General features: G+C 62.1%; 22 protein-coding genes. 13 read left to right on the forward strand and 9 right to left on the reverse strand.

Features of this window, described 5'->3' with window-relative positions; all coding sequences use genetic code 11:
- The 3 genes from GIW02_RS05240 to GIW02_RS05250 all read right to left on the reverse strand — a co-directional run bounded on the left by GIW02_RS05240 (position 1) and on the right by GIW02_RS05250 (position 2436).
- A complete protein-coding gene (locus GIW02_RS05240) occupies positions 1 to 966 on the reverse strand; it encodes a 2-dehydro-3-deoxygalactonokinase (protein WP_236417811.1) in 966 nt (321 codons plus the stop codon).
- Between the two features lie 161 nt (positions 967 to 1127).
- Positions 1128 to 1454 (reverse strand): DOPA 4,5-dioxygenase family protein, encoded by a 327-nt coding sequence (locus tag GIW02_RS05245; RefSeq protein WP_236417810.1) that lies wholly within the window; start codon positions 1452 to 1454, stop codon positions 1128 to 1130.
- Positions 1455 to 1485: 31 nt separating this feature from the next.
- Complete coding sequence (locus tag GIW02_RS05250; protein WP_236417809.1) at positions 1486 to 2436, reverse strand: choline sulfate utilization transcriptional regulator; 951 nt, start codon at positions 2434 to 2436, stop codon at positions 1486 to 1488.
- Positions 2437 to 2539: 103 nt separating this feature from the next.
- On the opposite strand from GIW02_RS05250, the gene betC reads away from it, so the two are divergent.
- From betC to GIW02_RS05265, 3 genes are all read left to right on the forward strand, one after another.
- Complete coding sequence (betC, locus tag GIW02_RS05255; protein WP_236417807.1) at positions 2540 to 4054, forward strand: choline-sulfatase; 1515 nt, start codon at positions 2540 to 2542, stop codon at positions 4052 to 4054.
- A gap of 16 nt (positions 4055 to 4070) precedes the next feature.
- Positions 4071 to 4985, forward strand: a complete 915-nt coding sequence (gene choX / locus GIW02_RS05260; protein WP_236421790.1) for a choline ABC transporter substrate-binding protein — start codon at positions 4071 to 4073, stop codon at positions 4983 to 4985.
- 227 nt (positions 4986 to 5212) lie between these two features.
- A complete protein-coding gene (locus GIW02_RS05265; RefSeq protein ID WP_236410604.1) occupies positions 5213 to 6781 on the forward strand; it encodes a SulP family inorganic anion transporter in 1569 nt (522 codons plus the stop codon).
- A 128-nt stretch (positions 6782 to 6909) separates the two neighbouring features.
- Here GIW02_RS05265 and aroE read toward each other — a convergent pair whose 3' ends face one another.
- Together aroE and hemF are read right to left on the reverse strand one after the other, a co-directional pair.
- Positions 6910 to 7728: a shikimate dehydrogenase gene (gene aroE, locus GIW02_RS05270; protein ID WP_236410603.1), complete on the reverse strand. Its 819-nt coding sequence runs from the start codon at positions 7726 to 7728 to the stop codon at positions 6910 to 6912.
- Positions 7728 to 8660 (reverse strand): oxygen-dependent coproporphyrinogen oxidase, encoded by a 933-nt coding sequence (hemF, locus tag GIW02_RS05275; RefSeq protein ID WP_236410602.1) that lies wholly within the window; start codon positions 8658 to 8660, stop codon positions 7728 to 7730. Before hemF ends, aroE begins: the two co-directional genes overlap by 1 nt.
- A 159-nt stretch (positions 8661 to 8819) precedes the next feature.
- Here hemF and GIW02_RS05280 point away from each other — a divergent pair, with 159 nt between their 5' ends.
- Complete coding sequence (locus tag GIW02_RS05280; RefSeq protein WP_236410601.1) at positions 8820 to 9797, forward strand: quinone oxidoreductase family protein; 978 nt, start codon at positions 8820 to 8822, stop codon at positions 9795 to 9797.
- Positions 9798 to 9903: 106 nt separating this feature from the next.
- Here GIW02_RS05280 and GIW02_RS05285 read toward each other — a convergent pair whose 3' ends face one another.
- Both GIW02_RS05285 and dprA read right to left on the reverse strand, forming a co-directional pair.
- Complete coding sequence (locus GIW02_RS05285; protein ID WP_236410600.1) at positions 9904 to 10461, reverse strand: L-threonylcarbamoyladenylate synthase; 558 nt, start codon at positions 10459 to 10461, stop codon at positions 9904 to 9906.
- A gap of 58 nt (positions 10462 to 10519) precedes the next feature.
- The gene (dprA, locus tag GIW02_RS05290; protein WP_236410599.1) at positions 10520 to 11623 is read right to left on the reverse strand and encodes a DNA-processing protein DprA; all 1104 of its coding nucleotides are present in this window, start codon (positions 11621 to 11623) and stop codon (positions 10520 to 10522) included.
- 333 nt (positions 11624 to 11956) lie between these two features.
- On the opposite strand from dprA, the gene def reads away from it, so the two are divergent.
- The 5 genes from def to GIW02_RS05315 all read left to right on the forward strand — a co-directional run bounded on the left by def (position 11957) and on the right by GIW02_RS05315 (position 16640).
- Positions 11957 to 12463 carry a peptide deformylase gene (gene def / locus GIW02_RS05295; RefSeq protein WP_032885135.1) on the forward strand — a complete coding sequence of 169 codons (507 nt, stop codon included), beginning with the start codon at positions 11957 to 11959 and terminating at the stop codon, positions 12461 to 12463.
- A 68-nt stretch (positions 12464 to 12531) separates the two neighbouring features.
- Positions 12532 to 13485, forward strand: coding sequence for a methionyl-tRNA formyltransferase (gene fmt / locus GIW02_RS05300; RefSeq protein WP_236410598.1), 954 nt, complete (start codon positions 12532 to 12534; stop codon positions 13483 to 13485).
- Entirely contained in the window at positions 13482 to 14792 is a 1311-nt protein-coding gene (gene rsmB, locus GIW02_RS05305) for a 16S rRNA (cytosine(967)-C(5))-methyltransferase RsmB (RefSeq protein WP_236410597.1), read from the forward strand. Before fmt ends, rsmB begins: the two co-directional genes overlap by 4 nt.
- A gap of 22 nt (positions 14793 to 14814) precedes the next feature.
- On the forward strand, positions 14815 to 16188 hold the full coding sequence (trkA, locus tag GIW02_RS05310; RefSeq protein ID WP_236410596.1) for a Trk system potassium transporter TrkA: 1374 nt from the start codon (positions 14815 to 14817) through the stop codon (positions 16186 to 16188).
- A 140-nt stretch (positions 16189 to 16328) separates the two neighbouring features.
- Positions 16329 to 16640 (forward strand): tetratricopeptide repeat protein, encoded by a 312-nt coding sequence (locus GIW02_RS05315; protein ID WP_236410595.1) that lies wholly within the window; start codon positions 16329 to 16331, stop codon positions 16638 to 16640.
- Positions 16641 to 16773: 133 nt separating this feature from the next.
- Here the strand turns inward: GIW02_RS05315 and GIW02_RS05320 are convergent, their stop codons facing one another.
- Positions 16774 to 17661 (reverse strand): lysophospholipid acyltransferase, encoded by an 888-nt coding sequence (locus tag GIW02_RS05320; protein ID WP_236410594.1) that lies wholly within the window; start codon positions 17659 to 17661, stop codon positions 16774 to 16776.
- A gap of 40 nt (positions 17662 to 17701) precedes the next feature.
- Entirely contained in the window at positions 17702 to 18259 is a 558-nt protein-coding gene (locus GIW02_RS05325) for a DNA-3-methyladenine glycosylase I (protein ID WP_236410593.1), read from the reverse strand.
- Positions 18260 to 18340: 81 nt separating this feature from the next.
- Between GIW02_RS05325 and glyQ the strand changes: the two genes are divergently transcribed.
- The 4 genes from glyQ to GIW02_RS05345 all read left to right on the forward strand — a co-directional run bounded on the left by glyQ (position 18341) and on the right by GIW02_RS05345 (position 22737).
- On the forward strand, positions 18341 to 19294 hold the full coding sequence (gene glyQ, locus GIW02_RS05330; protein ID WP_003187265.1) for a glycine--tRNA ligase subunit alpha: 954 nt from the start codon (positions 18341 to 18343) through the stop codon (positions 19292 to 19294).
- Positions 19291 to 21345: a glycine--tRNA ligase subunit beta gene (gene glyS, locus GIW02_RS05335; RefSeq protein WP_236410592.1), complete on the forward strand. Its 2055-nt coding sequence runs from the start codon at positions 19291 to 19293 to the stop codon at positions 21343 to 21345. The genes glyQ and glyS overlap by 4 nt, the downstream gene beginning before the upstream one ends.
- Positions 21346 to 21347: 2 nt before the next feature.
- On the forward strand, positions 21348 to 21884 hold the full coding sequence (gmhB, locus tag GIW02_RS05340; protein WP_163821492.1) for a D-glycero-beta-D-manno-heptose 1,7-bisphosphate 7-phosphatase: 537 nt from the start codon (positions 21348 to 21350) through the stop codon (positions 21882 to 21884).
- Positions 21885 to 21966: 82 nt separating this feature from the next.
- Entirely contained in the window at positions 21967 to 22737 is a 771-nt protein-coding gene (locus tag GIW02_RS05345; protein ID WP_236410591.1) for a lysophospholipid acyltransferase family protein, read from the forward strand.
- Positions 22738 to 22841: the final 104 nt, after the last annotated feature.

A 22841-nucleotide genomic window follows, 5' to 3' on the forward strand; every position in this document is an offset into this window, starting at 1 on the left:
TCAGGCCTCCGTTACTGGTTGAGTGAGCCCGGCCGCGACCGCCAGTTGCCACAGGCCGCGCTCGGTGGCTTCCTGCGCCAGGCTGACGTGGGCGAAACCGCACAGGGCGAGGGCGCGTTGATAGCGGGTGCAGAGGGCACCGGCGCCGACCAGGATGATCGACTGCTGCTTGGCGTTGGCCGGCAAGCCGGCGAGTTCATGGCCGATGAGCAGGCCGGAGAGGTAGTCGGGCTGTTGGTCCGCCGCCAGTTCGGCGGTCAGCCCCAGCGTGCGTGCACTGAACAGCGTCGACAGCACGCCACGCTGGCCGTCTTGCGATAGCGCCACGCGCACGCCGCGATCAAACGCATCAGCCTGGAACTCTGCGGATGCTTTTTGGGTGCGCCCCAGGATGCTGTGCTTGCTCAGCACCGCAAACACCTCGCCAGTCATGAAGGTGTCGAAATGGGTGATGCGGCCTTCGACCACCTCGACCCATTTGGAATGGCTGCCGGGCAGGCCGATCAATACTTTATCGGTGGCCGGCAGGCTTTGCAGCACGCCGAGCACCTGGGTTTCTTCGCCGCGCATCACATTGGGTAACCCGACCTGCTCGATCACGCCGGGCACGATGTGCACCGCCACACCCCGCAGGCTGCGTACGCTATGCACGGCTTGGCCCAGGCTGGCGACGTCAACGGGCGTATTGCGATAGGCCGCTTCGCTCCAGCCCTGGGCGCTGCCGACCATGCCGCAGGCGATCACCGGCAGGCTTGGCTGGGCGTCGAGCCAGTCCCCGCAAGCCGCATCGAACGCCAATTCGAAACCTTCGCTGCAGCGTACGCCGGCGATGTCCCGCGGCTCGCTGGGCAGGTGCATGATGCCAAATGCCAGCGAGCGCTGTTCCAGCACGACGCCTGCGGGGCCCAGTTTGTAAGCACGAAGGGAGCTGGTCCCCCAATCGAGCGCGATCAATTGCGCCTGCATCGCTTCACCTGAATTGAGTGGGTGCTGAAAAAAGCAGATGGGCGAATATAAACCTATGCCTGGCGATATCTCAATATATAAATAACAGTCCCATATATTGGGTTAAAGCATAAAAATCCCGTCGCCTTGTGCCAAGGCGACGGGACTCTGTTCAACACGGGTTAAAAAACCGACAGGTTCAGCTCGCGCATCGCGCCCATCCAGATCGCGTAATCGGTGTGATCCTTGAGGTCATCGCCGGTATCGGGGTGCAGGAACACCACCAGACCATTGCGATTGAGCGCCAGCCACGGCAGCACCACGCCGATGTATTCGGCATCGAATGCGAGCTGACAGCTCCAGTCGGGGTGCGGGCCTACGGGCCGTTCATGCACACGGCCCATGCGCAGCGGGAACAGTTTGGCGCCGTCTTCGCACAAGGTGCGCGCCTGATCGATCGTGCTGGCGTCAAAGTAGATATGGGCGTGGTAGCCCTTGATACGTTGCATGGCAGGCTCCGGAACCAAGATGCGCCAAATCCTAGACCGCAATCGATGGCAGGGCCAGCCCGGTCAACGACTGCGCGCTGCTGGCCTGTTCCGCCAGCAGCCAATCGACGAACCGTTCGACCAATTGCCCGCGACGTTTGCGCTGGGGCTGCACTACGTAGTAGCCATAGCGCGAGATCACCGTGTCGCTGATCGGCCGGCACAGCCAGTTCTGCTCCAGCAGGTTGTCCACCAGGTGACGCCAGCCAATGGCCACGCCCTGGCCGGCAATCGCAGCCTGGATCAGCAGGGTGTAGTTGTCGAAACGCAACTGGCCGGGGGTGGGCGCGGTGCTGATGCCCAACTCACGAAACACGCCGCTCCAGTCGAACCACTGGCTGTTGTTTTCTTGGCGCAGGTGCAGCAAGGGCACGTCATGCAAGGTCTGCAGGGTCAGCGGCGGGCTCTGGGCCTTGAGCCATTGCGGGCTGCACACCGGGAAGACTTCCTCATTGAACAGCCACAGGCTGTCGCCCTGCTTGAAGCGACCATCACCGAACAGTACCGCCACGTCGATGTCGCTGCGCAGGGTGGCGTGGTTGCGCTCGCTGGTCACCAGGCTCACGTCCACCTGCGGGTTGGCCTGGTGAAAACGATGCAGGCGCGGCATCAGCCAGTAGGCGGCGAACGCAAAGTCGGTGGCCACTTGCAGCACTTCATGCTGATCCTGCTGGGTGATTGCGCTGAGGCCGTGGTTGATGGCTTGCAAACCGCCTTGCACATGCTCGAACAGCAGCGCGCCGGCGTCCGTCAGCTCGATGCCCCGGTAGATCCGGTCAAACAGGCGAATCGCCAACTGTTCTTCGAGGCGCTTGATCTGCTGGCTGATGGCCGGCTGGGTAGTGCCCAGCTCCATCGCGGCGGCGGTAAAGCTGCGGTGGCGCGCGGCAGCCTCGAACGCGCGGAGCAGGTCGAGGGACACATCACCAAGGGCTTCATACATAAGCTGCGCTTATCCTAGACATTGCTTTTCATGGGCTTTACCCCATTTTCCATGGGCTGCATGCTCATTCGCATAAACACCGCCTATGGAATGCCGATAGATCATGAAGCGCAAGAACATTCTTTTCATCATGGCCGATCAAATGGCCGCGCCGATGCTGCCGTTCTACGGACCTTCCCCCATCAAGTTGCCCAACCTCAGCCGCCTCGCCGCACAGGGCGTGGTGTTCGACGCCGCTTATTGCAACAGCCCGCTGTGCGCGCCCTCGCGCTTCACCCTGGTCAGCGGCCAGTTGCCGAGCAAGATCGGCGCCTACGACAACGCGGCGGATTTGCCCGCCGACGTACCGACCTATGCCCACTACCTGCGCCGCCTCGGCTACCGCACCGCACTGTCGGGCAAGATGCACTTCTGCGGCCCCGACCAACTGCACGGCTACGAGGAACGCCTGACCAGCGACATCTACCCCGCCGACTATGGCTGGGCGGTGAACTGGGACGAACCGGACGTACGCCCCAGCTGGTATCACAACATGTCCTCGGTGCTGCAGGCTGGCCCTTGCGTGCGCACCAACCAGCTGGATTTCGACGAAGAGGTGGTGTTCAAGGCCCAGCAATACCTGTTCGACCATATCCGCGAAGACGGCGACCAGCCGTTCTGCCTCACCGTGTCGATGACGCATCCACACGACCCGTACACCATTCCCAAGCCGTTCTGGGACCTGTACGACGACAGCGACATCCCTTTGCCTGCCACACCCGCGCAAGGCGATCTCGACCCGCACTCCCAGCGTCTGCTCAAGGTCTACGACCTGTGGGACAAGCCGCTGCCGGTGGATAAAATCCGCGATGCGCGCCGCGCCTACTTCGGCGCGTGCAGCTATATCGACAGCAACGTCGGCAAACTCCTGCAAACCCTCCATGACACCGGCCTGGCTGACGACACGATCATCATCTTCTCCGGCGACCACGGCGACATGCTCGGCGAACGCGGCCTCTGGTACAAAATGCACTGGTTTGAAATGGCCGCCCGCGTGCCGCTGCTGGTCAGTGCGCCGGGGCAGTTTGCGGCGGGTCGCGTGGCCAAGGCCGTGTCCACCGCCGACCTGTTGCCCACCCTGGTGGAACTGGCCGGCGGCGAGCTGGACCCCACACTGCCGCTGGACGGCCGCTCGCTGGTCCCGCACTTGCAAGGGCAGGGCGGGCACGACGAAGTGTTCGGCGAATACATGGCCGAAGGCACCATCAGCCCGCTGATGATGATTCGCCGAGGCGCCTACAAATTCATCTACAGCGAAGACGACCCTTGTCTACTGTTCGATGTGCACAACGACCCGCACGAGCGGGAAGACCTCAGCCAGTCACCGGAACACCGGCCACTGTTCGAGGCGTTTTTGAGTGAGGCGCGGGCCAAATGGGACATCCCGGCGATCCACCAGCAGGTGCTCGCCAGTCAACGCCGCCGTCGTCTGGTGTTTGAAGCACTGACCCAAGGCAAGCTGAAGAGCTGGGATCACCAGCCACTGGTAGACGCCAGTCAGCAATACATGCGCAACCATATCGACCTCGACGACCTGGAGCGCAAGGCACGTTATCCACAACCCTGCCAAAACCAATAAATACAGAGGGAAGGCCATGCAAAAGTTAACTGCGGTAGTGGGCATACTGGTGCTGAGCAGCGCCAATGCGTATGCGGACCCCAGCTGCGACACGGTGAAGATGGCCGATCCGGGCTGGAGCGACATTGCCGCCACCAACGCCATCACCGGTTTTCTGCTGACGGGCATGGGCTACAAAGCCAAGGTCGACACCCTGGCGGTGCCGATCACCTTTGGCGGGCTCAAGGATGGCCAGGTGGATGTGTTCCTCGGCAACTGGATGCCGGCGCAGCAGGGCTTCTACGACAAGTTCGTGGCCAATGGCGATGTAGTGCAGTTGGCCAAGAACCTGGACGGCACCGAGTTCACCCTCGCCGTGCCGGATTATGTATGGGACGCCGGCGTGCATGACTTTGCCGACTTGAACAAGTTTGCCGACAAGTTCGACAAGAAGATCTACGGCATCGGCTCCGGCGCGCCGGCGAATATCTCGTTGCAGGAGATCATCAAGAAAAATGACTTCGACCTTGGCCAATGGAAACTGGTGGAGTCGAGTGAGCAGGCGATGCTGGCCGAAGTGTCGCGGGCGGTGAAGAAACAGAAATTCGTCACCTTCCTCGGCTGGACGCCGCACCCGATGAACGTGCAGTTGAAAATGCATTACCTCAAGGGCGGCGAGAAGTATTTCGGCGACACCGGCAGCGTCTACACCTTGACCCGCAAGGGTTATGCACAGGCCTGCCCGAATGTCGGCAAGCTGCTGACCAACCTGAGCTTCACCCAGGAGATGGAGAACAGCATCATGGCTGAGGTGGCCAACAACAAGGTCAGCAATGCGGCGGCGGCGAAGGCGTGGATCAAGGCGAACCCGGCGGTGCTGGACAAATGGCTGGACGGCGTAAAAACCGTGGATGGCCAGGATGCGTTGGCCGCCGTAAAAGCCAAGCTCTAAGGCCCCATACCCAACCCTGTAGGAGCCCCACACCGTGGCGAGCGGGCTTGCCCGCGTTGGGGTGCGAAGCGCCCCCAAACCCAGCGAACGCGTTGTGCCTGAAAAAACGTGTTGCTTGAATTGGGGCTGCTTCGCCGCCCAACGCGGGCAAGCCCGCTCGCCACAAGTGCGCATGAGCCTGGGTGTGCTGATAACCTGCCTACCAAACCTTTCAACCCGAGTCTGCGATGCCCCGGCCCACACGCCATACTCTCTTCCCCTTCCTCGCCTGGCTCCCGCGCCAGACCCGCGCCAGTGTCGGCCGGGATGCGATCGTCGGCCTCAGTGGCGCGGTGCTCGCCTTGCCGCAGTCGATTGCCTACGCGCTGATCGCCGGTCTCCCACCCGAATACGGCCTCTACGCGGCCATTATCCCGGTGCTGATCGCCTGCCTCTGGGGCTCGTCCTGGCATTTGATCTGCGGCCCTACGGCGGCGATCTCCATCGTGCTCTACGCCAGTGTCAGCCCGCTGGCCGTGCCGGGGTCGCAGGACTACATCACGCTGATCCTGCTGCTGACCTTCCTCGCCGGGGTGTTTCAGTGGCTGCTCGGCATGCTGCGCTTCGGCGCGCTGGTCAACTTCGTCTCCCATTCGGTGGTACTGGGTTTCACCCTGGGCGCTGCCGTGGTGATCGCCCTGGGGCAATTGCCCAATCTGCTGGGGCTGGACTTACCAAGCCAGGCGACGGCGATCAAGAGCCTGCTGGCGCTGGTGGATCACGGCGGCGAGTGGGACCACGCCTCACTCGCCCTGGGTCTGAGCACCTTGCTGGTGGGCGCCTTGCTCAAATACCTGGTGCCCCGCTGGCCGACACTGTTGATCGCCCTGGCCTTGGGCAGCCTGGTGGCGTGGCTGTGGCCGGCGATGTTCGGGCATGTGGCGCTGGTGAGTTCGTTTATCGGCAAACTGCCGCCGTTCAGCCCATTGCCGATGGACTTGGACATGATTCTGCGTTTGCTGCCCAGCGCCGTGGCGGTGGGCATGCTGGGGCTGGTCACCAGCCTGTCGATTGCGCGCTCACTTTCGGCGCGTTCGCAACAGCTGCTTGACGCCAACCAGGAGGTCCGCGCGCAGGGCTTATCCAATATCGTTGGCGGATTTTTCTCCGGGTACCTGTCAGCCGGTTCGTTTACCCGCTCGGGCCTCAGCTATGAGGCGGGCGCCTGCTCACCCTTGGCCGGGGTGTTTTCCGCGCTGTGGGTGGCGCTGTTCGCCCTGTTTGGCGCGGCTTTGATCGCGCATATTCCGATCCCGAGCATGGCCGCCAGCATCCTGTTGATTTGCTGGGGGCTGGTGGATCATCGCGGCATCCGCGCGCTGTTTCGCGTGAGCCGCGCCGAGTTTGTGGTGATGAGCCTGACCTGCGTCGCGACCCTGCTGCTGGAGCTGCAAACGGCGATTTATGCGGGGGTGCTTGCGTCGTTGTTTTTCTACCTCAAGCGCACCTCGCAACCTCGGGTGCAGCAATGGCGCGACGGCGACGAAGATGTGTTGCGGGTCGGCGGCTCGATCTTTTTCGGCGCCAGCCATTACCTGCAAGTGCGCCTGCAACGCCTGTCGGGTGAGCGCGTGGTGATCGAGGCGCAGCAGATCAACTTCATCGACTATTCCGGGGTGGAGATGCTGCATCAGGAGGCGCGGCGGTTGCGCGGGGTAGGGCGTAGCTTGACGTTGCGCGGGGCCAGGCCGCAGGTGGTGGAGGAGCTGAAGAAACTGGAAGGGGCCGACAAGTGCCCCATCCATTTCCAAGACTGAATACGGGTAAAAATGTGGGAGCGGGCTTGCTCGCGAAAGCGGTGTATCAGCTTAAACAGAGCTGACTGACCCACCGCTTTCGCGAGCAAGCCCGCTCCCACCCTGACTGTGCCCACATTGGATTTGTGTCAGGCCAACTGGCGACGCAACTCAGCCAGCACCGGCGCCGAGTCCGGGCGCACACCGCGCCACAGGAAGAAGGCTTCCGCCGCCTGCTCCACCAGCATGCCCAAACCATCCATCGCCACGGCGGCCCCTTGCTCGGTGGCCCAGCGGCAAAACGCGGTGGGCGCCTTGGCGTACATCATGTCGTAGCAAAACGTCTTGCCCGGCTCGATCAGGCTGCCGGCAATCGGCGGTACATCGCCTGACAGGCTGGCAGACGTGGCATTGATGATCACGTCCACCGGCTCACGCAGCCAGTCGAAACCGCTGGCAGACACCGGGCCCAAGTCGTCGAACAACTCGGCGAGCAACTCGGCCTTTTCCACGGTGCGGTTGGCGATAATCAACGAGGCCGGCCGCTCGGCCAGCAAGGGCTCCAGGGCGCCACGCACCGCGCCACCGGCGCCGAGCAACAGGATGCGCTTGCCTTGCAGGCTCAACCCGGCGTTGACCGTGAGGTCGCGCACCAGGCCGGCGCCGTCGGTGTTGTCACCCAGCAAGGTGCCGTCGGCCAGCTTGCTCAGGGTGTTCACCGCGCCTGCGCGTTGGGCGCGGTCGGTCAACGTGTTGGCCAGGCGGTAGGCGTCTTCCTTGAACGGCACGGTGACATTGGCACCACGGCCTTGCTCGAAAAACTCACGGGCACAGCCGGTGAAATCCTCCAACGGTGCGAGCAAGGTGCTGTAGTCCAGTTGTTCGCCGGTCTGCTCGGCGAACATCCGGTGAATCAACGGCGACTTGCTGTGGCCGATGGGGTTGCCGAAGACGACATAACGGTCCATCAGACAACCGCCTTGGGCGCAGCCAGGCCGAGCCAGTCGCGGTCTTGCAGGAAGTAGTCGGTGAGGCGCGCTTCTTCGCTGCCGGCCTCGGCTTTCCAGTCGTAGCTCCAGCGCACTTGCGGCGGCAGCGACATCAGGATCGACTCGGTACGCCCGCCCGATTGCAGGCCGAACAAGGTGCCACGGTCGTAGACCAGATTGAACTCCACGTAGCGGCCACGGCGGAACTCCTGGAATTGGCGCTGCTGCTCGCTGTAAGCCTGGGCTTTGCGGCGCTGCACGATCGGCAGGTAGGCGTCGATGTAGGCGTCGCCGATAGCACGGATGAAGGCGAAGCAGGTGTCGAAATCCCACTCGTTCAAATCATCGAAGAACAGCCCGCCGATACCACGCGGCTCATTGCGGTGCTTGATGTGGAAGTAGGTGTCGCACCAGGCCTTGTAGCGTGAATACACATCCGCCCCGAACGGCGCGCAGGCCTGTTCGGCCACGCGGTGCCAATGGACGCAGTCTTCCTCATTGCCATAGTAGGGCGTAAGGTCGAAGCCGCCGCCAAACCACCATACCGGTTCTTCGCCTTCTTTCTCGGCGATGAAAAAGCGCACGTTGGCGTGGGAAGTCGGCACATGTGGATTGTGCGGGTGGATCACCAGGGACACGCCCAGGGCTTCAAACCCGCGACCGGCCAGCTCGGGGCGATGAGCACTGGCGGACGGTGGGAGGCCGCTGCCAAACACGTGGGAAAAATTAACCCCGCCTTTTTCGATCACCGAACCGTTTTCGATCACACGGGTGCGACCGCCGCCGCCGGCAGGCCGGGTCCAGGCGTCTTCGATAAAGCGAGTGTCCGTCTCGAAGGTTTCCAGGGCGCTGCAAATGCGGTCTTGCAGGTCAAGCAGGTAGGCCTTTACAGCCTCGGTGCGGGTAGTCATGGCATCACCTTGAATCGGGCAAAGCTACACGAGGCCATTGGGCGTCGGCGGCAAATGGGCGCACAGGATACCACCGCACCCCGCTGCGCCGCAGTTGACGAAGATCAAGCTTAGGAGTGGGATAGGGGGCTACGCAATTCGAACCCAGGAGAAATGCAGATGGCCAAACGTATCCAGTTCAGCGCCCACGGCGGCCCTGAAGTACTTGAATATGTCGACTACACACCGGCAGAGCCGGGCCCGCAGCAGGTTCGGGTGCGCAACGAGGCCATTGGCCTGAACTTCATCGACACCTATTTCCGCAGCGGCCTGTACGCGCCGCCGGCCCTGCCATCGGGGCTGGGCGCCGAGGGTGCCGGGGTGGTGGATGCGGTGGGCAGTGAGGTCACGCAATTTAAAGTCGGCGATCGCGTGGCCTACGGCAGCGGCCCACTCGGTGCCTACAGCCAGCTGCATGTGCTGCCTGCGGCCAACCTGGTGCACCTGCCGGACGACATCAGCTTCGAACAAGCCGCCGGTGCCATGCTCAAGGGCCTCACCGTGCAATACCTGCTGCGCCAGACCTATGAACTCAAGGGTGGCGAAACCATTCTGTTCCACGCCGCTGCCGGTGGCGTGGGCTCCCTGGCCTGCCAATGGGCCAAGGCCCTGGGCGTGAAGCTGATCGGCACCGTCAGCTCGCCGGAAAAGGCCGCGCTGGCTAAATCCCTCGGCGCCTGGGAAACCATCGACTACAGCAAGGAAGACGTCGCACAGCGCGTGCTGGAATTGACCGACGGCAAGAAAGTCACGGTGGTGTACGACGGTGTCGGCAAGGATACCTGGCTGACCTCCCTGGACAGCGTGGCGCCACGCGGGCTGGTGGTGAGTTTCGGTAATGCCTCGGGCGCAGTGGATGGCGTGAACCTGGGGATTCTGTCGGCCAAAGGCTCGCTGTATGTCACCCGGCCGACCTTGGCGACTTACGCCAACAATGCGCAGAACCTGCAAGCGATGGCTGACGACCTGTTCTCGATGATCAAGAGCGGCAAGGTGCGCATTGATATCAACCAGCGGTATTCGCTGGCGGATGCAGCGAAGGCGCAGACGGAGTTGTCGGGGCGGCGGACTACTGGCTCTACAATTCTGTTGCCTTAAAGGCCTCATCGGGGGCAAGCCCCCTCCCACAGTTTGATCGGGTTCCAACTGGAGAAACTCGGTCAAGTGTGGGAGGGGGCTTGTCCCCGATGGCCGCGACGCGCTCTCAAGAAGGCCGCACCACCTCGCCGCTCACCAAGTCGCGAATCAGGCTCGGGTTCTTGCGCCCCCCCAGGGCGCCGCCCAGCACCAGGTCCACCTGGCCACGGAAATACTGCTCCACGCGAATCCGCGTGCGCGCAGCCGGGCGGCCTTGGGGGTTGGCCGAGGTGGAAATCAACGGCCCGACCAGCGAGCACAAGTCCCGCACCAATGGGTGATCGGTCACTCGCAGCGCGACCGTGTCGTGCACGCCGGTGACCCATTCCGGCAACAGGTCCTGATGGGGCACCAGCCAGGTATTGGGCCCAGGCCAAGTGCTGGCCATGCGGTCGATCCAGTCCTGCGGGAAGTCTTCGAAAAGAAAATCGAATTGGCGAATGTTATCCGCTACCAGGATCAGGCCCTTGTCCACCGAGCGGTTCTTGATCGCGAGCAAACGGTCCACTGCTTCTTCATTCCACGGGTCACAGCCCAAGCCCCAAACCGCCTCGGTTGGATAGGCAATCACTGCGCCTGCGCGAATTTCCCGTGCGGTTTCCAGCACACGCCACCTGTTGACCATTACTCACTCTCCGGACTAAAGCTCTGCGCAGTTTACCGATGTTCTTTACAAAACCTAGTTACAAAAGCCGGCAGCGCGCCAGCCAGCGCCCGCTTTCGCAGGTCACCAAGCCTTCAAGCTCCAGCTCGGTCAGGTTCGCCAGCACCTGAGACAGCGGCCGCCCACTGGCAATCGCCAAGGCCTCGCTGGTATGGGGCGCCGCGTGCAACAGCGCCACCAGCGGGTGGGTGACCGCTATCGGCGCCGGGCGCGACAAGGCCTGCCAGCCGCGCAGCCCCTCCAGAATATGCTCGATGGTTTCCACCAGCACGGCACCGTCGCGGATCAACTGGTGACAACCTTTGGCCCCAGGGTGGTGGATAGAGCCCGGTATCGCGTACACCTCGCGGCCCTGTTCAGCCGCCAGCCTCGCCGTGATCAGCGAACCACTGGCCATGCTGGCTTCCACCACCAGCACGCCAAGGGACAGCCAGCTGATGATCCGGTTGCGCCGTGGAAAATTCGCGGCCTGGGGCGCGGCGTCCAGCGGGAACTCGGAAACCACCGCGCTGCCTTGCGCAATCATCGCGGCGGCGAGGGTTCTGTGGCGCTGTGGATAAAAATTTTCCAGCCCGGTGCCGAGCACGCCAACTGTCTGCCCTCCCACATCCAACGCAGCTTGATGGGCAGCACCGTCGATGCCCAATGCAAGACCACTGGTGATCACAAAACCCGCGCTCGCCAGGCTGCGCGAAAAAGCCGCCGCGGTGTCCATGCCAGGACGGGAAGCGCGACGGCTGCCGACCATCGCCAGTTGCGGTTTTTCCAGGATCGCAGGGTCGCCGGCGACAAATAAAAGCGGCGGCGCACCGTCGGTTTCAGCGAGGAGCGCGGGGTACTCAGGCTGGTCCCACATCAGCAAATGCTGGGCCGGACGTGCGAGCCAGGCCAATGCGTGGCTGGCGCCGTCGCGCACTTCCTGGCTGCGCCGGGCATCCGCGCTGATGGCTGGCAACCCGAGTGAACGCCAGGCACTGGCAGGCGCACTGATGGCCTTTGAGGCGCTACCGAATGCTTCCATTAATAGGCGAAAACGCTTGGGGCCCACTTCTGGCAGCCTGTGCAAGCGTAGCCGGGCTTCCAGTTCTGCCGGGGAAATTTCGTTGCTGTTTATCGGATACATCTGATCATCCTTGATCGGAACAAGCTGTGGATAACTCTGTTGGTAACTTATTTAGCAGGCTATGTATTACCGTTGACGAGCCGTCTCCAGACTGCCCACCCCCGCCAGTCTTGAAGACGCCGAGCCATTGGCCGGCGGGGGAAGCAGGCCAACCGCAAACGGGGCCCACTGCAGCAAGACGAGTAGCGATTTCCTCATGGGGGCAATCTCCTTTATTATGTGCGTTCGCGTGAAATGCCAGGGCCCTCGCGGCTTTCGAGCCTTTCACACCGGCGCTATGGGTGCATCCCAACGCCGATTTGCCTCTACCTCACATGTGCAGCAATTACGCTTATGGCTATTTTGAACATCCTCGAATTCCCCGACTCGCGCCTGCGCACGATCGCCAAACCGGTGGCCGTAGTGGACGACAAGGTTCGTCAGTTGGTCGATGACATGTTTGAAACAATGTATGAAGCCCCGGGCATCGGCCTCGCCGCGACCCAGGTCAACGTGCATCAGCGTGTCGTGGTCATGGACCTGTCGGAAGATCGCAGCGAACCGATGGTGTACATCAACCCGGAGTTCGAACCGCTGACCGAGGAGATGGGCGAATACCAGGAAGGCTGCCTGTCGGTGCCGGAGTTCTACGAGAACGTCGAGCGCCCGCTGCGCGTGAAGATCAAAGCCCTGGACCGCGACGGCAAGCCGTTTGAGCTGATTGCCGAAGGCCTGCTGGCGGTGTGCATCCAGCACGAATGCGACCACCTCAACGGCAAGCTGTTTGTCGACTACCTGTCGACGCTCAAGCGCGACCGGATCAAGAAGAAGCTGGAAAAAAAGCATCGCCAGCAAGCTTGATGCCCTCTTCCAAAGGCTTGCTGCGGCAAGCCTTTTTCTTTTGTGACTGCTTTTAACCGAGAACTCCCATGACCGAGCCATTGCGCATTGTTTTTGCCGGCACTCCCGAATTTGCCGCCGAACACCTCAAGGCGCTGCTTGCCAGCCCTTACGACATCGTCGCGGTGTACACCCAGCCGGATCGTCCGGCCGGTCGCGGGCAAAAACTGATGCCGAGCCCGGTCAAGCAATTGGCGCTTGAGCACAACATTCCCGTGCTGCAACCGCCGACCCTGCGCAACACCGAGGCCCAGGCTGAACTGGCCACGCTGAAACCGGACCTGCTGGTGGTGGTGGCCTATGGCTTGATCCTGCCGCAAGTGGTGTTGGATATTCCGCGCCTGGGCTGCATCAACAGCCACGCCTCGCTGCTGCCACGCTGGCGCGGTGCAGCGCCGATCCAGCGCGCTGTGGAAGCTGGCGACAGCGAAAGCGGCGTGACCGTAATGCGCATGGAAGCAGGCCTGGACACCGGCCCGATGCTGCTCAAGGTCACCACCCCGATCACCGCCGCTGACACCGGTGGCAGCCTCCACGACCGCCTCGCCGAACTGGGCCCGCCCGCCGTGATCGAGGCCATCGCTGGCCTGGCTGCGGGCACCCTGGAAGGCCAAGTGCAGGACGACAGCCTGGCCACCTACGCCCACAAGCTCAACAAAGACGAAGCACGCATCGACTGGAGCCGCCCGGCCGTGGAGCTGGAACGCCTGGTGCGCGCCTTCAACCCGTGGCCGATCTGCCACAGCACGCTCAATGGCGAAGCCTTGAAAGTGTTGGCCGCAACCCTCGCAGAGGGCAAGGGCGCTGCGGGTGAAATCATCGGCGCCAGCAAAGACGGCCTGTTGGTCGCTTGCGGTGATCAGGCGCTGTGTCTGACCCGTCTGCAATTGCCCGGTGGCAAGGCGCTTAATTTCAGCGATTTGTTCAACAGTCGTCGTGAGAAATTTGCCTCGGGCACGGTTCTCGGGGCGCTCGCTCAATGAACCCACGTCTGGCCGCCGCCAAGGCACTCGCCGCCGTGCTCAACGGCAAGGCTTCGCTGAACAGTTCATTGCCGACCCAGCTGGATAAGGTTGAGGACCGTGATCGCGGCTTCACCCAAGACCTGGCGTTTGGCACTGCCCGCTGGCAACCACGCTTGTCGGCGCTGGCGGCCAAGCTTTTGCAAAAGCCATTCAAGGCGGCCGACGCCGATGTGGAAGCGCTGCTGCTGGTGGGTCTCTACCAGTTGCTCTACACCCGCGTACCCGCTCACGCCGCGATCGGCGAGACGGTCGGTTGCGCCGATAAGCTGAAAAAGCCGTGGGCCAAAGCCCTGCTCAATGCGGTACTGCGCCGCGCCCAGCGTGAGAGCGAGGCGCTGCTGGCTGAGTTGGAACATGACCCGGTGGTGCGTACCGCCCACCCGCGCTGGCTGCAAAAATCCTTGAAAGCCTTCTGGCCTGAGCAGTGGGAAGCCATTTGCGCGGCCAACAACGCACACCCGCCGATGATCCTGCGGGTCAACCGTCGCCATCACAGCCGTGACGCCTATCTGCAATTGCTGGCCGATGCCGGCATCAGCGCCACACCGTGCGTGTACAGCATCGACGGCATCGTGCTCGAAGCGGCCGCCGACGTACGCAGCCTGCCGGGCTTCGCCGAGGGCTGGATCAGCGTGCAGGACGAGGCGGCGCAACTGGCTGCCGACCTGCTCGACCTGGCACCCGGCCAACGGGTACTGGACGCCTGCTGCGCGCCGGGCGGTAAGACCTGTCACATTCTGGAAGTCGAAAAAGACCTGGCCACTGTGGTCGCAGTCGACCTGGAGGCCAAGCGCCTGGTGCGCGTGCGGGAAAACCTCGCGCGCCTGGGCCTTAGCGCCGAGCTGATTGCCGCCGATGGCCGCGACACCGCCACCTGGTGGGACGGCAAGCCGTTCCAGCGCATCCTGCTGGACGCGCCGTGTTCGGCCACGGGTGTGATCCGCCGCCATCCGGACATCAAGCTCACCCGCCAACCCGACGACATCGCCGCCCTGGCCGTGCTGCAAGGCGAGCTGCTCGACGCCCTGTGGCCGACCCTGGAAGTCGGCGGCACCCTGCTGTACGCCACCTGCTCGACCTTGCCCACCGAAAACACCGAGGTGATTCAGGCGTTCCTTGCACGCACCAGCGGTGCACGCGAACTGGACCTCGCCACGGCAGCCGGTATCAAGCAGCCCCATGGCCGCCAGTTGCTCGCGCAAGAAGGCGGACACGATGGCTTCTACTACGCCAAACTGATCAAGATTGCCGCCGCGCGCGGCTGAATGGGTTTAAGGGAGTGACCGGATGAAAATCATCATCCTTGGGGCAGGGCAGGTGGGTGGCACGCTGGCCGAGCATTTGGCCAGCGAAGCCAATGACATCACGGTGGTCGACACCGACGCCGAGCGCCTGCGCGATTTGGGCGACCGTCTGGACATCCGCACCGTACAAGGTCGGGCGTCGTTTCCTACGGTACTGCGCCAAGCCGGCGCCGACGATGCCGACATGTTGGTCGCCGTGACCAACAGCGATGAAACCAACATGGTCGCCTGCCAGGTCGCTCACACCCTGTTCCACACCCCGACCAAGATTGCCCGTGTGCGCGAAGCCGCGTACCTGACCCGCGCCGGCCTGTTCGACAACGACGCGATTCCGGTGGATGTGCTGATCAGCCCCGAGCAGGTCGTGACGCATTACATCAAGCGCCTGATCGAGATTCCCGGCGCCTTGCAGGTGATCGACTTTGCCGGCGGCAAGGCGCAACTGGTCGCGGTAAAGGCCTATTACGGCGGCCCGCTGGTGGGCCAGCAACTACGGCAGCTGCGTGAGCACATGCCGAATGTGGAAACCCGCGTCGCAGCGATTTTCCGCCGTGACCGGCCGATCCTGCCCCAGGGCGATACCGTGATCGAGGCCGACGATGAGGTGTTTTTCATCGCCGCCAAAGCGAATATTCGTGCAGTAATGAGCGAAATGCGCCGACTGGACGAAACCTATAAACGTATCGTCATTGCCGGCGGCGGGCAGATTGGCGAACGCCTGGCCGAAGCCATCGAAAGCCGTTACCAGGTGAAGATCATCGAGATGAGCCCGGCGCGTTGCCGGCATTTGTCCGACACCCTCGACAGCACCGTGGTGCTGCAAGGCAGTGCCTCGGACCGTGACCTGCTGCTGGAAGAAAATATCGCCGACGCCGATATTTTCCTGGCCCTGACCAACGATGACGAAGCCAACATCATGTCGTCGTTGCTCGCCAAGCGGCTGGGGGCGAAGAAGGTGATGACCATCATCAACAACCCGGCCTACGTCGACCTGATCCAGGGCGGCGATATCGACATCGCCATCAGCCCGCAATTGGCAACCATCGGGACCTTGCTGGCCCACGTGCGGCGTGGCGATATCGTCAGCGTGCACTCCCTGCGCCGGGGCGCGGCGGAAGCCATCGAGGCGATTGCCCATGGTGACTCGAAGTCGAGCAAGGTGATCGGCAAGGCCATCCGCGATATCGGCCTGCCGCCGGGCACCACCATCGGCGCGATTATTCGCGATGAAGAAGTGATCATTGCCCACGACGACACGGTGATCGCTACCGGTGACCACGTCATCCTGTTCCTGGTGGATAAAAAACATATCCGCGATGTGGAGAAACTGTTCCACGTGGGCCTAAGTTTTTTCTAAGTGTGAACATTCCAGTGTGGCGAGGGGGCTTGCCTCCATTCGAGTGCGAAGCGCTCGTAAAATGCTTGGGGCCGCTGCGCAGCCCAACGGGAGCAAGCTCCCTCGCCACAACAGCCTTACTTCGCTCAAGGTGACAATAAATGCTCGATTCCCTGGAAAAAATGCTCGCCAAGGGTGTGGATAATTCACTGCTGCGCTTTGGCTTGGGCAAGGGTTATCTGGACTTGAAGGACAACGCCAAGGCGGCGGAGCATTTGCAGAAGTGCGTTGAATTCGACCCGAAATATTCGGCGGCGTGGAAGTTGCTGGGCAAGGCGCACCAAGCTCAGGGTGACAGCGCCGCCGCGCGGCAGGCGTGGGAAAAGGGCATCGAAGCGGCCCAGGCCCATGGCGACAAGCAGGCCGAAAAAGAGATGACGGTGTTCCTGAAGAAACTCGACCGCCAAGCCTGATCTGAACCAAATGTGGGAGGGGGCTTGCCCCCGATAGCGGAGTGTCAGTCGATGCCTCTTTGACTGAACCACCGCCATCGGGGGCAAGCCCCCTCCCACATTGGTTTTGTATTGGTCTTGAGGCAGCAGTAAGTCAGTACCACCGCTCTTCACCCGGCGGGCGTTTCTTGAAGCGTTTCATGCTCCACATGTACTGGCTCGGGTAAGCCCCCACATAACGCTCCACCACCTTGCTCATCGCTGCGCAGGACGTGGCGGTGTCGGTGCTGTACATATCTTCCGGCGCCGCTTCCAGGATCACTTTGTAGCCCGAGCCGTCCGGCAGCCGCAGGGCGTGCAGGAAGACGCCCACGGCCTTGTGGCCTGCGAGCATGTTGGGCACAAACTTGCTGGTCAACGCCTGGGTGGCGAAGAACGGCACGAAGATCCCGGCGGATTCCGCCGGCTCCGGGTCGGCAGGGATGCCCACCTGGCCGCCTTTGCGCACTTCCTTGATCACACTGAGGATGCCTTCCTTGGTGGACGCGGCCACACGGTTACCCAGTTGCACGCGCTGCTTGCGCAGCAATTCATCCACCGCCTTGAGCTTGGGCGGGCGGTAGAAAATGATCGGTTTGCACTGGTTGCAATAGAAGTGGTTCAACACTTCCCAATTGCCCAGGTGACTGGTGATGCCAACCACGCCTTTGCCCGAAGCCAGGGCGTCGTGCAGCACGTCCAGCCCTTCGACTTCGCGCACCAGGTCAATGGAACGCTGGGCTGGCCAGATCCAGGCGCAGGCGCTTTCGGTGAGGGACTTGCCGATGTCCATCAGGCTTTGGCCGACCAGGCGCTCGCGGGCGGCCGGGTCCATGTCCGGGAAGCATTTGGAGAGGTTGATCCGCACCGTGTCGCGAGAGCGGTTGGGGGTCTTCCACATAATCCAGCCGATGGCCGTACCGACGGCCTGGACGGCGCGCCATGGCAGCAGGGCAAACAACCTAAGAGCGCCTACCAGCAAGGCGCCTTTAAACTTTTCCACAGGTCACTCCTGATCGTGTGTGGTGCGCAAAGCCGGCATTCTAACCGGCGTTGGCCAGGTCCGCGTAACGGTCGCAGTCCTGAGTGTGGTCCATGACCATGCCCGAGGCCTGCATGAACGCGTAACAGATGGTCGGGCCGACAAAGGTAAAGCCGGCTTTTTTCAAGGCTTTGCTCATGGCTTGGGCCTCCGGCGTAATCGCCGGGACCTCACTGCGGTCCTTGAAGTGATTGACCTTGGGCACGCCGCCGACAAACGACCAGAGCAACCCCACCGGGTCCTCCAGCGCCAGCCAGGCGGCGGCATTGCGCCGGGTGGCGTTGAGCTTCAAGCGATTGCGCACAATACCCGGGTCAAGCATCAGCGCTTCGATTTCAGCGTCGCTCAACCGCGCAAGCCTCTGCGCATCAAAGCCGAACAAGACCTTTCGATAATGCTCGCGTTTGCGTAAAACGGTGATCCAGGACAGGCCCGCCTGGAACCCTTCGAGTAAAAGCAACTCGAACAAGCCCTGCGCATCGCGCAGCGGCGTTCCCCACTCCTGATCGTGATAAGCCATGTACAGCGGATCTTCAGAACACCAAAAGCAGCGTGGCATAAGGCTCCAGGGGATGGTGGCGCGGCCGAATCGGGTATACTCCCGCTCTTTAAATCGCAGCCCAAGTAACAGGTGAATTTCGTGAGCCAGCCTACGCCAGCCGTGCGTACCTTCCAAGACTTGATCCTCGCCCTCCAGCAATACTGGGCCGAGCAAGGTTGTGTGGTACTTCAGCCCTACGATATGGAAGTAGGCGCCGGCACTTTCCACACCGCTACATTCCTGCGGGCCATCGGCCCGGAAACCTGGAACGCCGCTTATGTGCAGCCCAGTCGTCGCCCGACTGACGGCCGCTACGGCGAAAACCCGAACCGTCTGCAGCACTACTACCAGTTCCAGGTGGTACTGAAGCCGAACCCGGACAACTTCCAGGAACTGTACCTGGGCTCGCTCAAGCATGTCGGCCTGGACCCGTTGGTCCACGACATTCGCTTCGTTGAAGACAACTGGGAGTCGCCGACCCTGGGCGCCTGGGGCCTGGGCTGGGAAGTCTGGCTCAATGGCATGGAAGTGACGCAGTTCACTTACTTCCAGCAAGCGGGCGGCATCGAGTGCTACCCGGTGACCGGCGAGATCACCTACGGCCTCGAGCGCCTGGCCATGTACCTGCAGGGCGTGGACTCGGTCTACGACCTGGTGTGGGCAGACGGCCCGTTCGGCAAAGTCACCTACGGCGACGTGTTCCACCAGAACGAAGTGGAGCAGTCCACCTACAACTTCGAACACGCCAACGTCGACAAGCTGTTCGAACTGTTCGACTTCTATGAAAGCGAAGCCAAGCGCCTGATCGAACTCGACCAGCCGCTGCCGCTGCCGAGCTATGAAATGGTGTTGAAGGCCTCCCATACCTTCAACCTGCTGGACGCCCGCCGTGCCATCTCGGTAACCGCGCGCCAGCAATACATCCTGCGTGTACGCACCCTGGCGCGTTCCGTCGCCCAAGCCTACCTGCTGGCTCGCGCCAAGCTGGGCTTCCCGATGGCAACCCCGGATCTGCGTGATGAAGTGTTGGCTAAGCTGGAGGCTGCACAATGAGTGCTCAAGATTTCCTGGTTGAACTGGGCACCGAAGAGCTGCCACCCAAGGCGCTCAATACCCTGGCCGACGCGTTTCTGGCCGGTATCGAAAAAGGCCTGCACAGTGCGGGTCTGAAGTTTGAAGCGAAGAAGGTCTACGCCGCGCCACGTCGCCTGGCCGTGTTGCTGACCGCGCTGGAAACCCAGCAGCCGGACCGCAGCATCAACCTCGACGGCCCGCCACGCCAAGCCGCGTTTGACGCCGAAGGCAACCCGACCCAGGCGGCCCTTGGCTTCGCCAAGAAGTGCGGCGTGGAACTGAGCGAGATCGACCAGAGCGGCCCCAAGCTGCGTTTCAGCCAGGTCATCACTGGCAAGCCGACCGCCAGCCTGTTGCCGACCATCGTTGAAGACTCGCTGAACGACCTGCCAATTCCCAAGCGCATGCGCTGGGGTGCACGCAAGGAAGAGTTCGTACGTCCAACCCAATGGTTGGTGATGCTGCTCGGTGACCAGGTCATCGACTGCACCATCCTCGCCCAGAAAGCTGGCCGTGATTCCCGTGGTCACCGCTTCCACCACCCGCAAGCGGTGCGCATCACCTCGCCGGCCAACTACGCTGCCGACCTGCGCGCGGCTTACGTGCTGGCCGATGCCAACGAGCGTCGCGAGCTGATCAGCAAGCGCACCGAAGAGCTGGCCCGCCTGCAGGAAGGCACCGCCATCGTGCCGCCAAGCCTGCTGGACGAAGTGACCGCACTGGTTGAATGGCCGGTGCCGCTGGTGTGCTCGTTCGAGGAACGTTTCCTCGACGTGCCGCAAGAAGCGCTGATCACCACCATGCAGGACAACCAGAAGTATTTCTGCCTGCTGGACGTGGATGGCAAGTTGCTGCCGCGTTTCATCACCGTGGCCAACATCGAGAGCAAGGACCCGCAGCAGATCATCGAAGGTAACGAGAAAGTCGTTCGCCCGCGCCTGACCGATGCCGAGTTCTTCTTCAAGCAAGACAAGAAGCAGAAGCTCGAAGACTTCAACCTGCGCCTGCAAAACGTGGTTTTCCAGGAAAAACTCGGCAGCGTCTACGACAAAGCCGTGCGCGTTTCCAAGCTGGCCGCCTACATTGCGCCACGCATTGGCGGTGATGCCGCCTGGGCTGCGCGTGCGGGCTTGCTGTCCAAGTGCGACCTGGCCACCGAGATGGTCGGCGAGTTCCCTGAGATGCAAGGCGTTGCCGGCTACTACTACGCCCTCAACGATGGCGAAGCCGATGACGTCGCCCTGGCATTGAACGAACAGTACATGCCGCGCGGTGCCGGCGCCGAGTTGCCGACCACCCTGACCGGTGCGGCCGTGGCCATCGCCGACAAGCTGGACACCCTCGTCGGTATCTTCGGTATCGGCATGTTGCCTACCGGTAGCAAAGACCCGTACGCCCTGCGCCGCGCGGCCTTGGGCGTGCTGCGCATCCTGATCGACAAGAAGCTGGACCTCGACCTGACCCAGGCCGTGGTGTTTGCCGTCGGCCAGTTCGGTGCCAAGGTCAAGCAAGCCGGTTTGGCCGAGCAGGTGCTGGAGTTCGTGTTCGACCGCCTGCGTGCGCGTTACGAAGACGAAGGCGTGGACGTGTCGGTGTACCTGTCGGTACGCGCCCTGCAGCCGGGTTCGGCGCTGGACTTCGACCAGCGCGTACAAGCCGTACAGGCGTTCCGCAAACTGCCGGAAGCCGACGCCCTGGCCGCCGTGAACAAGCGTGTGTCGAACCTGCTGAGCAAGGCTGAAGGCCTGGGCAACGCCGACGTCGACCCAGGCCTGTTTGCCGATGCCAAGGAGTTCTCGCTGAACTCGGCCATCGCCAAGGCTGAAAACGCCGTGAAGCCGCTGATCGCCGAGCGCAACTATGCCGAAGCGTTGGCGCGCCTGGCCACCCTGCGTGAGCCGGTGGATGCTTTCTTCGAAGCCGTGATGATCAATGCCGAAGATGCCGGCGTGCGCAAAAACCGCTACGCCATGCTCGCGCGTCTGCGCGGCTTGTTCGTCAACATCGCCGACATTTCGACCCTGAGCTGACCATGTTGAAACTGCTGATTCTCGATCGGGACGGGGTGATCAACTACGACTCCGACGCTTACATCAAGTCGGTGGCGGAGTGGATTCCACTGCCCGGTTCGATCGAGGCCATCGCGCAGTTGAGCAAAGCCGGCTGGACGGTGGCCATTGCCACCAACCAGTCCGGCATCGCCCGCGGCTATTACGACATCGCCACCCTGGACGCCATGCACGCGCGCTTGCGCACGTTGGTGGCCGAGCAGGGCGGTGAGGTGGGGTTGGTGGTGTATTGCCCACACGGACCGGATGAGGGCTGCGATTGCCGCAAACCCAAACCGGGCATGTTGAAAACCATTGCAGAACATTACAAGGTGCCCTTGGCTGGGATATGGTTCGTCGGGGACAGCCTCGGTGACCTGGAGGCGGCCAAAGCCGTCGACTCTCAGCCAGTTTTGGTAAAGACCGGGAAAGGCGAAAAGACCCAGGCGAAAAACCTGCCGGTAGGCACCTTGATTTTTGACGATCTAGCGGCGATTGCCGCAGAACTTATCAACAACTAGCCGCCCTCGACTTCCTGGCCAAGGAGTGTTCGGGAGTGCGCTTTTAACAGGCGGGCCTTGTCCCGCAACGGTAAATGCCGCCATGTCGATTTTGCAGGCCATCAGAACCTTTTTCTTTTACCTGCTGTTGGGCACCAGTTCCTTCCTCTGGTGCACCCTGAGCTTTTTTATCGCGCCCTTTTTGCCGTTCAAGGCGCGCTATCGCTTTATCAATGTCTATTGGTGCCGCTGCGCGTTGTGGCTGTCCAAAGTGTTCCTCGGTATTCGTTTCGAGATCAAGGGCGCCGAGAATGTGCCTGAGCAGCCCTGCGTGATTCTGTCGAACCACCAGAGCACGTGGGAGACGTTCTTTCTGTCGGCGTACTTCTCGCCCCTGAGCCAGGTGCTCAAGCGTGAGCTGCTGTACGTGCCGTTCTTCGGTTGGGCGATGGCCATGTTGCGGCCGATCGCCATTGACCGTGACAACCCCAAGGCGGCGCTCAAGCACGTGGCCAAGAAGGGTGACGAGCTGCTCAAGGATGGCGTTTGGGTGCTGATCTTCCCCGAGGGCACCCGTGTACCGTACGGCAGCGTAGGCAAGTTCTCGCGCGGCGGCACCGCGTTGGCAGTCAATGCCAACCTGCCGGTGTTGCCGATTGCGCATAACGCCGGCAAGTTCTGGCCCAAGACCGGCTGGGCCAAGCGTAAAGGCACCATCACGGTGGTGATTGGCGAACCGATGTACGCTCAAGGCGAGGGCCCCCGCGCCATTGCCGCGCTGAATGAGCGTGCCCAGGCCTGGAACGAAGCGCAGCAGCGAGCCATGGGTTCGCTGCCCCCTGAGCCGGTTGTAGTGGACACGCCGGTGATCTGAGGATCTGTGGATAACCTGTGTACGGTTTGTTGGCGAATTGCTGATTTTGGCTTGTAAGAAACTGATTTACTTACATATTTCCCAAGCTGATAAAATCGCGAAAA

This window comes from Pseudomonas syringae, from assembly GCF_021606685.1.
Classification (GTDB): Bacteria; Pseudomonadota; Gammaproteobacteria; order Pseudomonadales; family Pseudomonadaceae; genus Aquipseudomonas; species Aquipseudomonas syringae_R.

Bases quoted from the DNA above. Each gene is read 5' to 3' on its own strand.
- GIW02_RS05240 (WP_236417811.1), bottom strand. From the start codon at position 966: ATGCAGGCGCAATTGATCGCGCTCGATTGGGGGACCAGCTCCCTTCGT.
- GIW02_RS05245 (WP_236417810.1), bottom strand. From the start codon at position 1,454: ATGCAACGTATCAAGGGCTACCACGCCCATATCTACTTTGACGCCAGC.
- GIW02_RS05250 (WP_236417809.1), bottom strand. From the start codon at position 2,436: ATGTATGAAGCCCTTGGTGATGTGTCCCTCGACCTGCTCCGCGCGTTC.
- betC (WP_236417807.1), top strand. From the start codon at position 2,540: ATGAAGCGCAAGAACATTCTTTTCATCATGGCCGATCAAATGGCCGCG.
- choX (WP_236421790.1), top strand. From the start codon at position 4,071: ATGCAAAAGTTAACTGCGGTAGTGGGCATACTGGTGCTGAGCAGCGCC.
- GIW02_RS05265 (WP_236410604.1), top strand. From the start codon at position 5,213: ATGCCCCGGCCCACACGCCATACTCTCTTCCCCTTCCTCGCCTGGCTC.
- aroE (WP_236410603.1), bottom strand. From the start codon at position 7,728: ATGGACCGTTATGTCGTCTTCGGCAACCCCATCGGCCACAGCAAGTCG.
- hemF (WP_236410602.1), bottom strand. From the start codon at position 8,660: ATGACTACCCGCACCGAGGCTGTAAAGGCCTACCTGCTTGACCTGCAA.
- GIW02_RS05280 (WP_236410601.1), top strand. From the start codon at position 8,820: ATGGCCAAACGTATCCAGTTCAGCGCCCACGGCGGCCCTGAAGTACTT.
- GIW02_RS05285 (WP_236410600.1), bottom strand. From the start codon at position 10,461: ATGGTCAACAGGTGGCGTGTGCTGGAAACCGCACGGGAAATTCGCGCA.
- dprA (WP_236410599.1), bottom strand. From the start codon at position 11,623: ATGTATCCGATAAACAGCAACGAAATTTCCCCGGCAGAACTGGAAGCC.
- def (WP_032885135.1), top strand. From the start codon at position 11,957: ATGGCTATTTTGAACATCCTCGAATTCCCCGACTCGCGCCTGCGCACG.
- fmt (WP_236410598.1), top strand. From the start codon at position 12,532: ATGACCGAGCCATTGCGCATTGTTTTTGCCGGCACTCCCGAATTTGCC.
- rsmB (WP_236410597.1), top strand. From the start codon at position 13,482: ATGAACCCACGTCTGGCCGCCGCCAAGGCACTCGCCGCCGTGCTCAAC.
- trkA (WP_236410596.1), top strand. From the start codon at position 14,815: ATGAAAATCATCATCCTTGGGGCAGGGCAGGTGGGTGGCACGCTGGCC.
- GIW02_RS05315 (WP_236410595.1), top strand. From the start codon at position 16,329: ATGCTCGATTCCCTGGAAAAAATGCTCGCCAAGGGTGTGGATAATTCA.
- GIW02_RS05325 (WP_236410593.1), bottom strand. From the start codon at position 18,259: ATGCCACGCTGCTTTTGGTGTTCTGAAGATCCGCTGTACATGGCTTAT.
- glyS (WP_236410592.1), top strand. From the start codon at position 19,291: ATGAGTGCTCAAGATTTCCTGGTTGAACTGGGCACCGAAGAGCTGCCA.
- gmhB (WP_163821492.1), top strand. From the start codon at position 21,348: ATGTTGAAACTGCTGATTCTCGATCGGGACGGGGTGATCAACTACGAC.
- GIW02_RS05345 (WP_236410591.1), top strand. From the start codon at position 21,967: ATGTCGATTTTGCAGGCCATCAGAACCTTTTTCTTTTACCTGCTGTTG.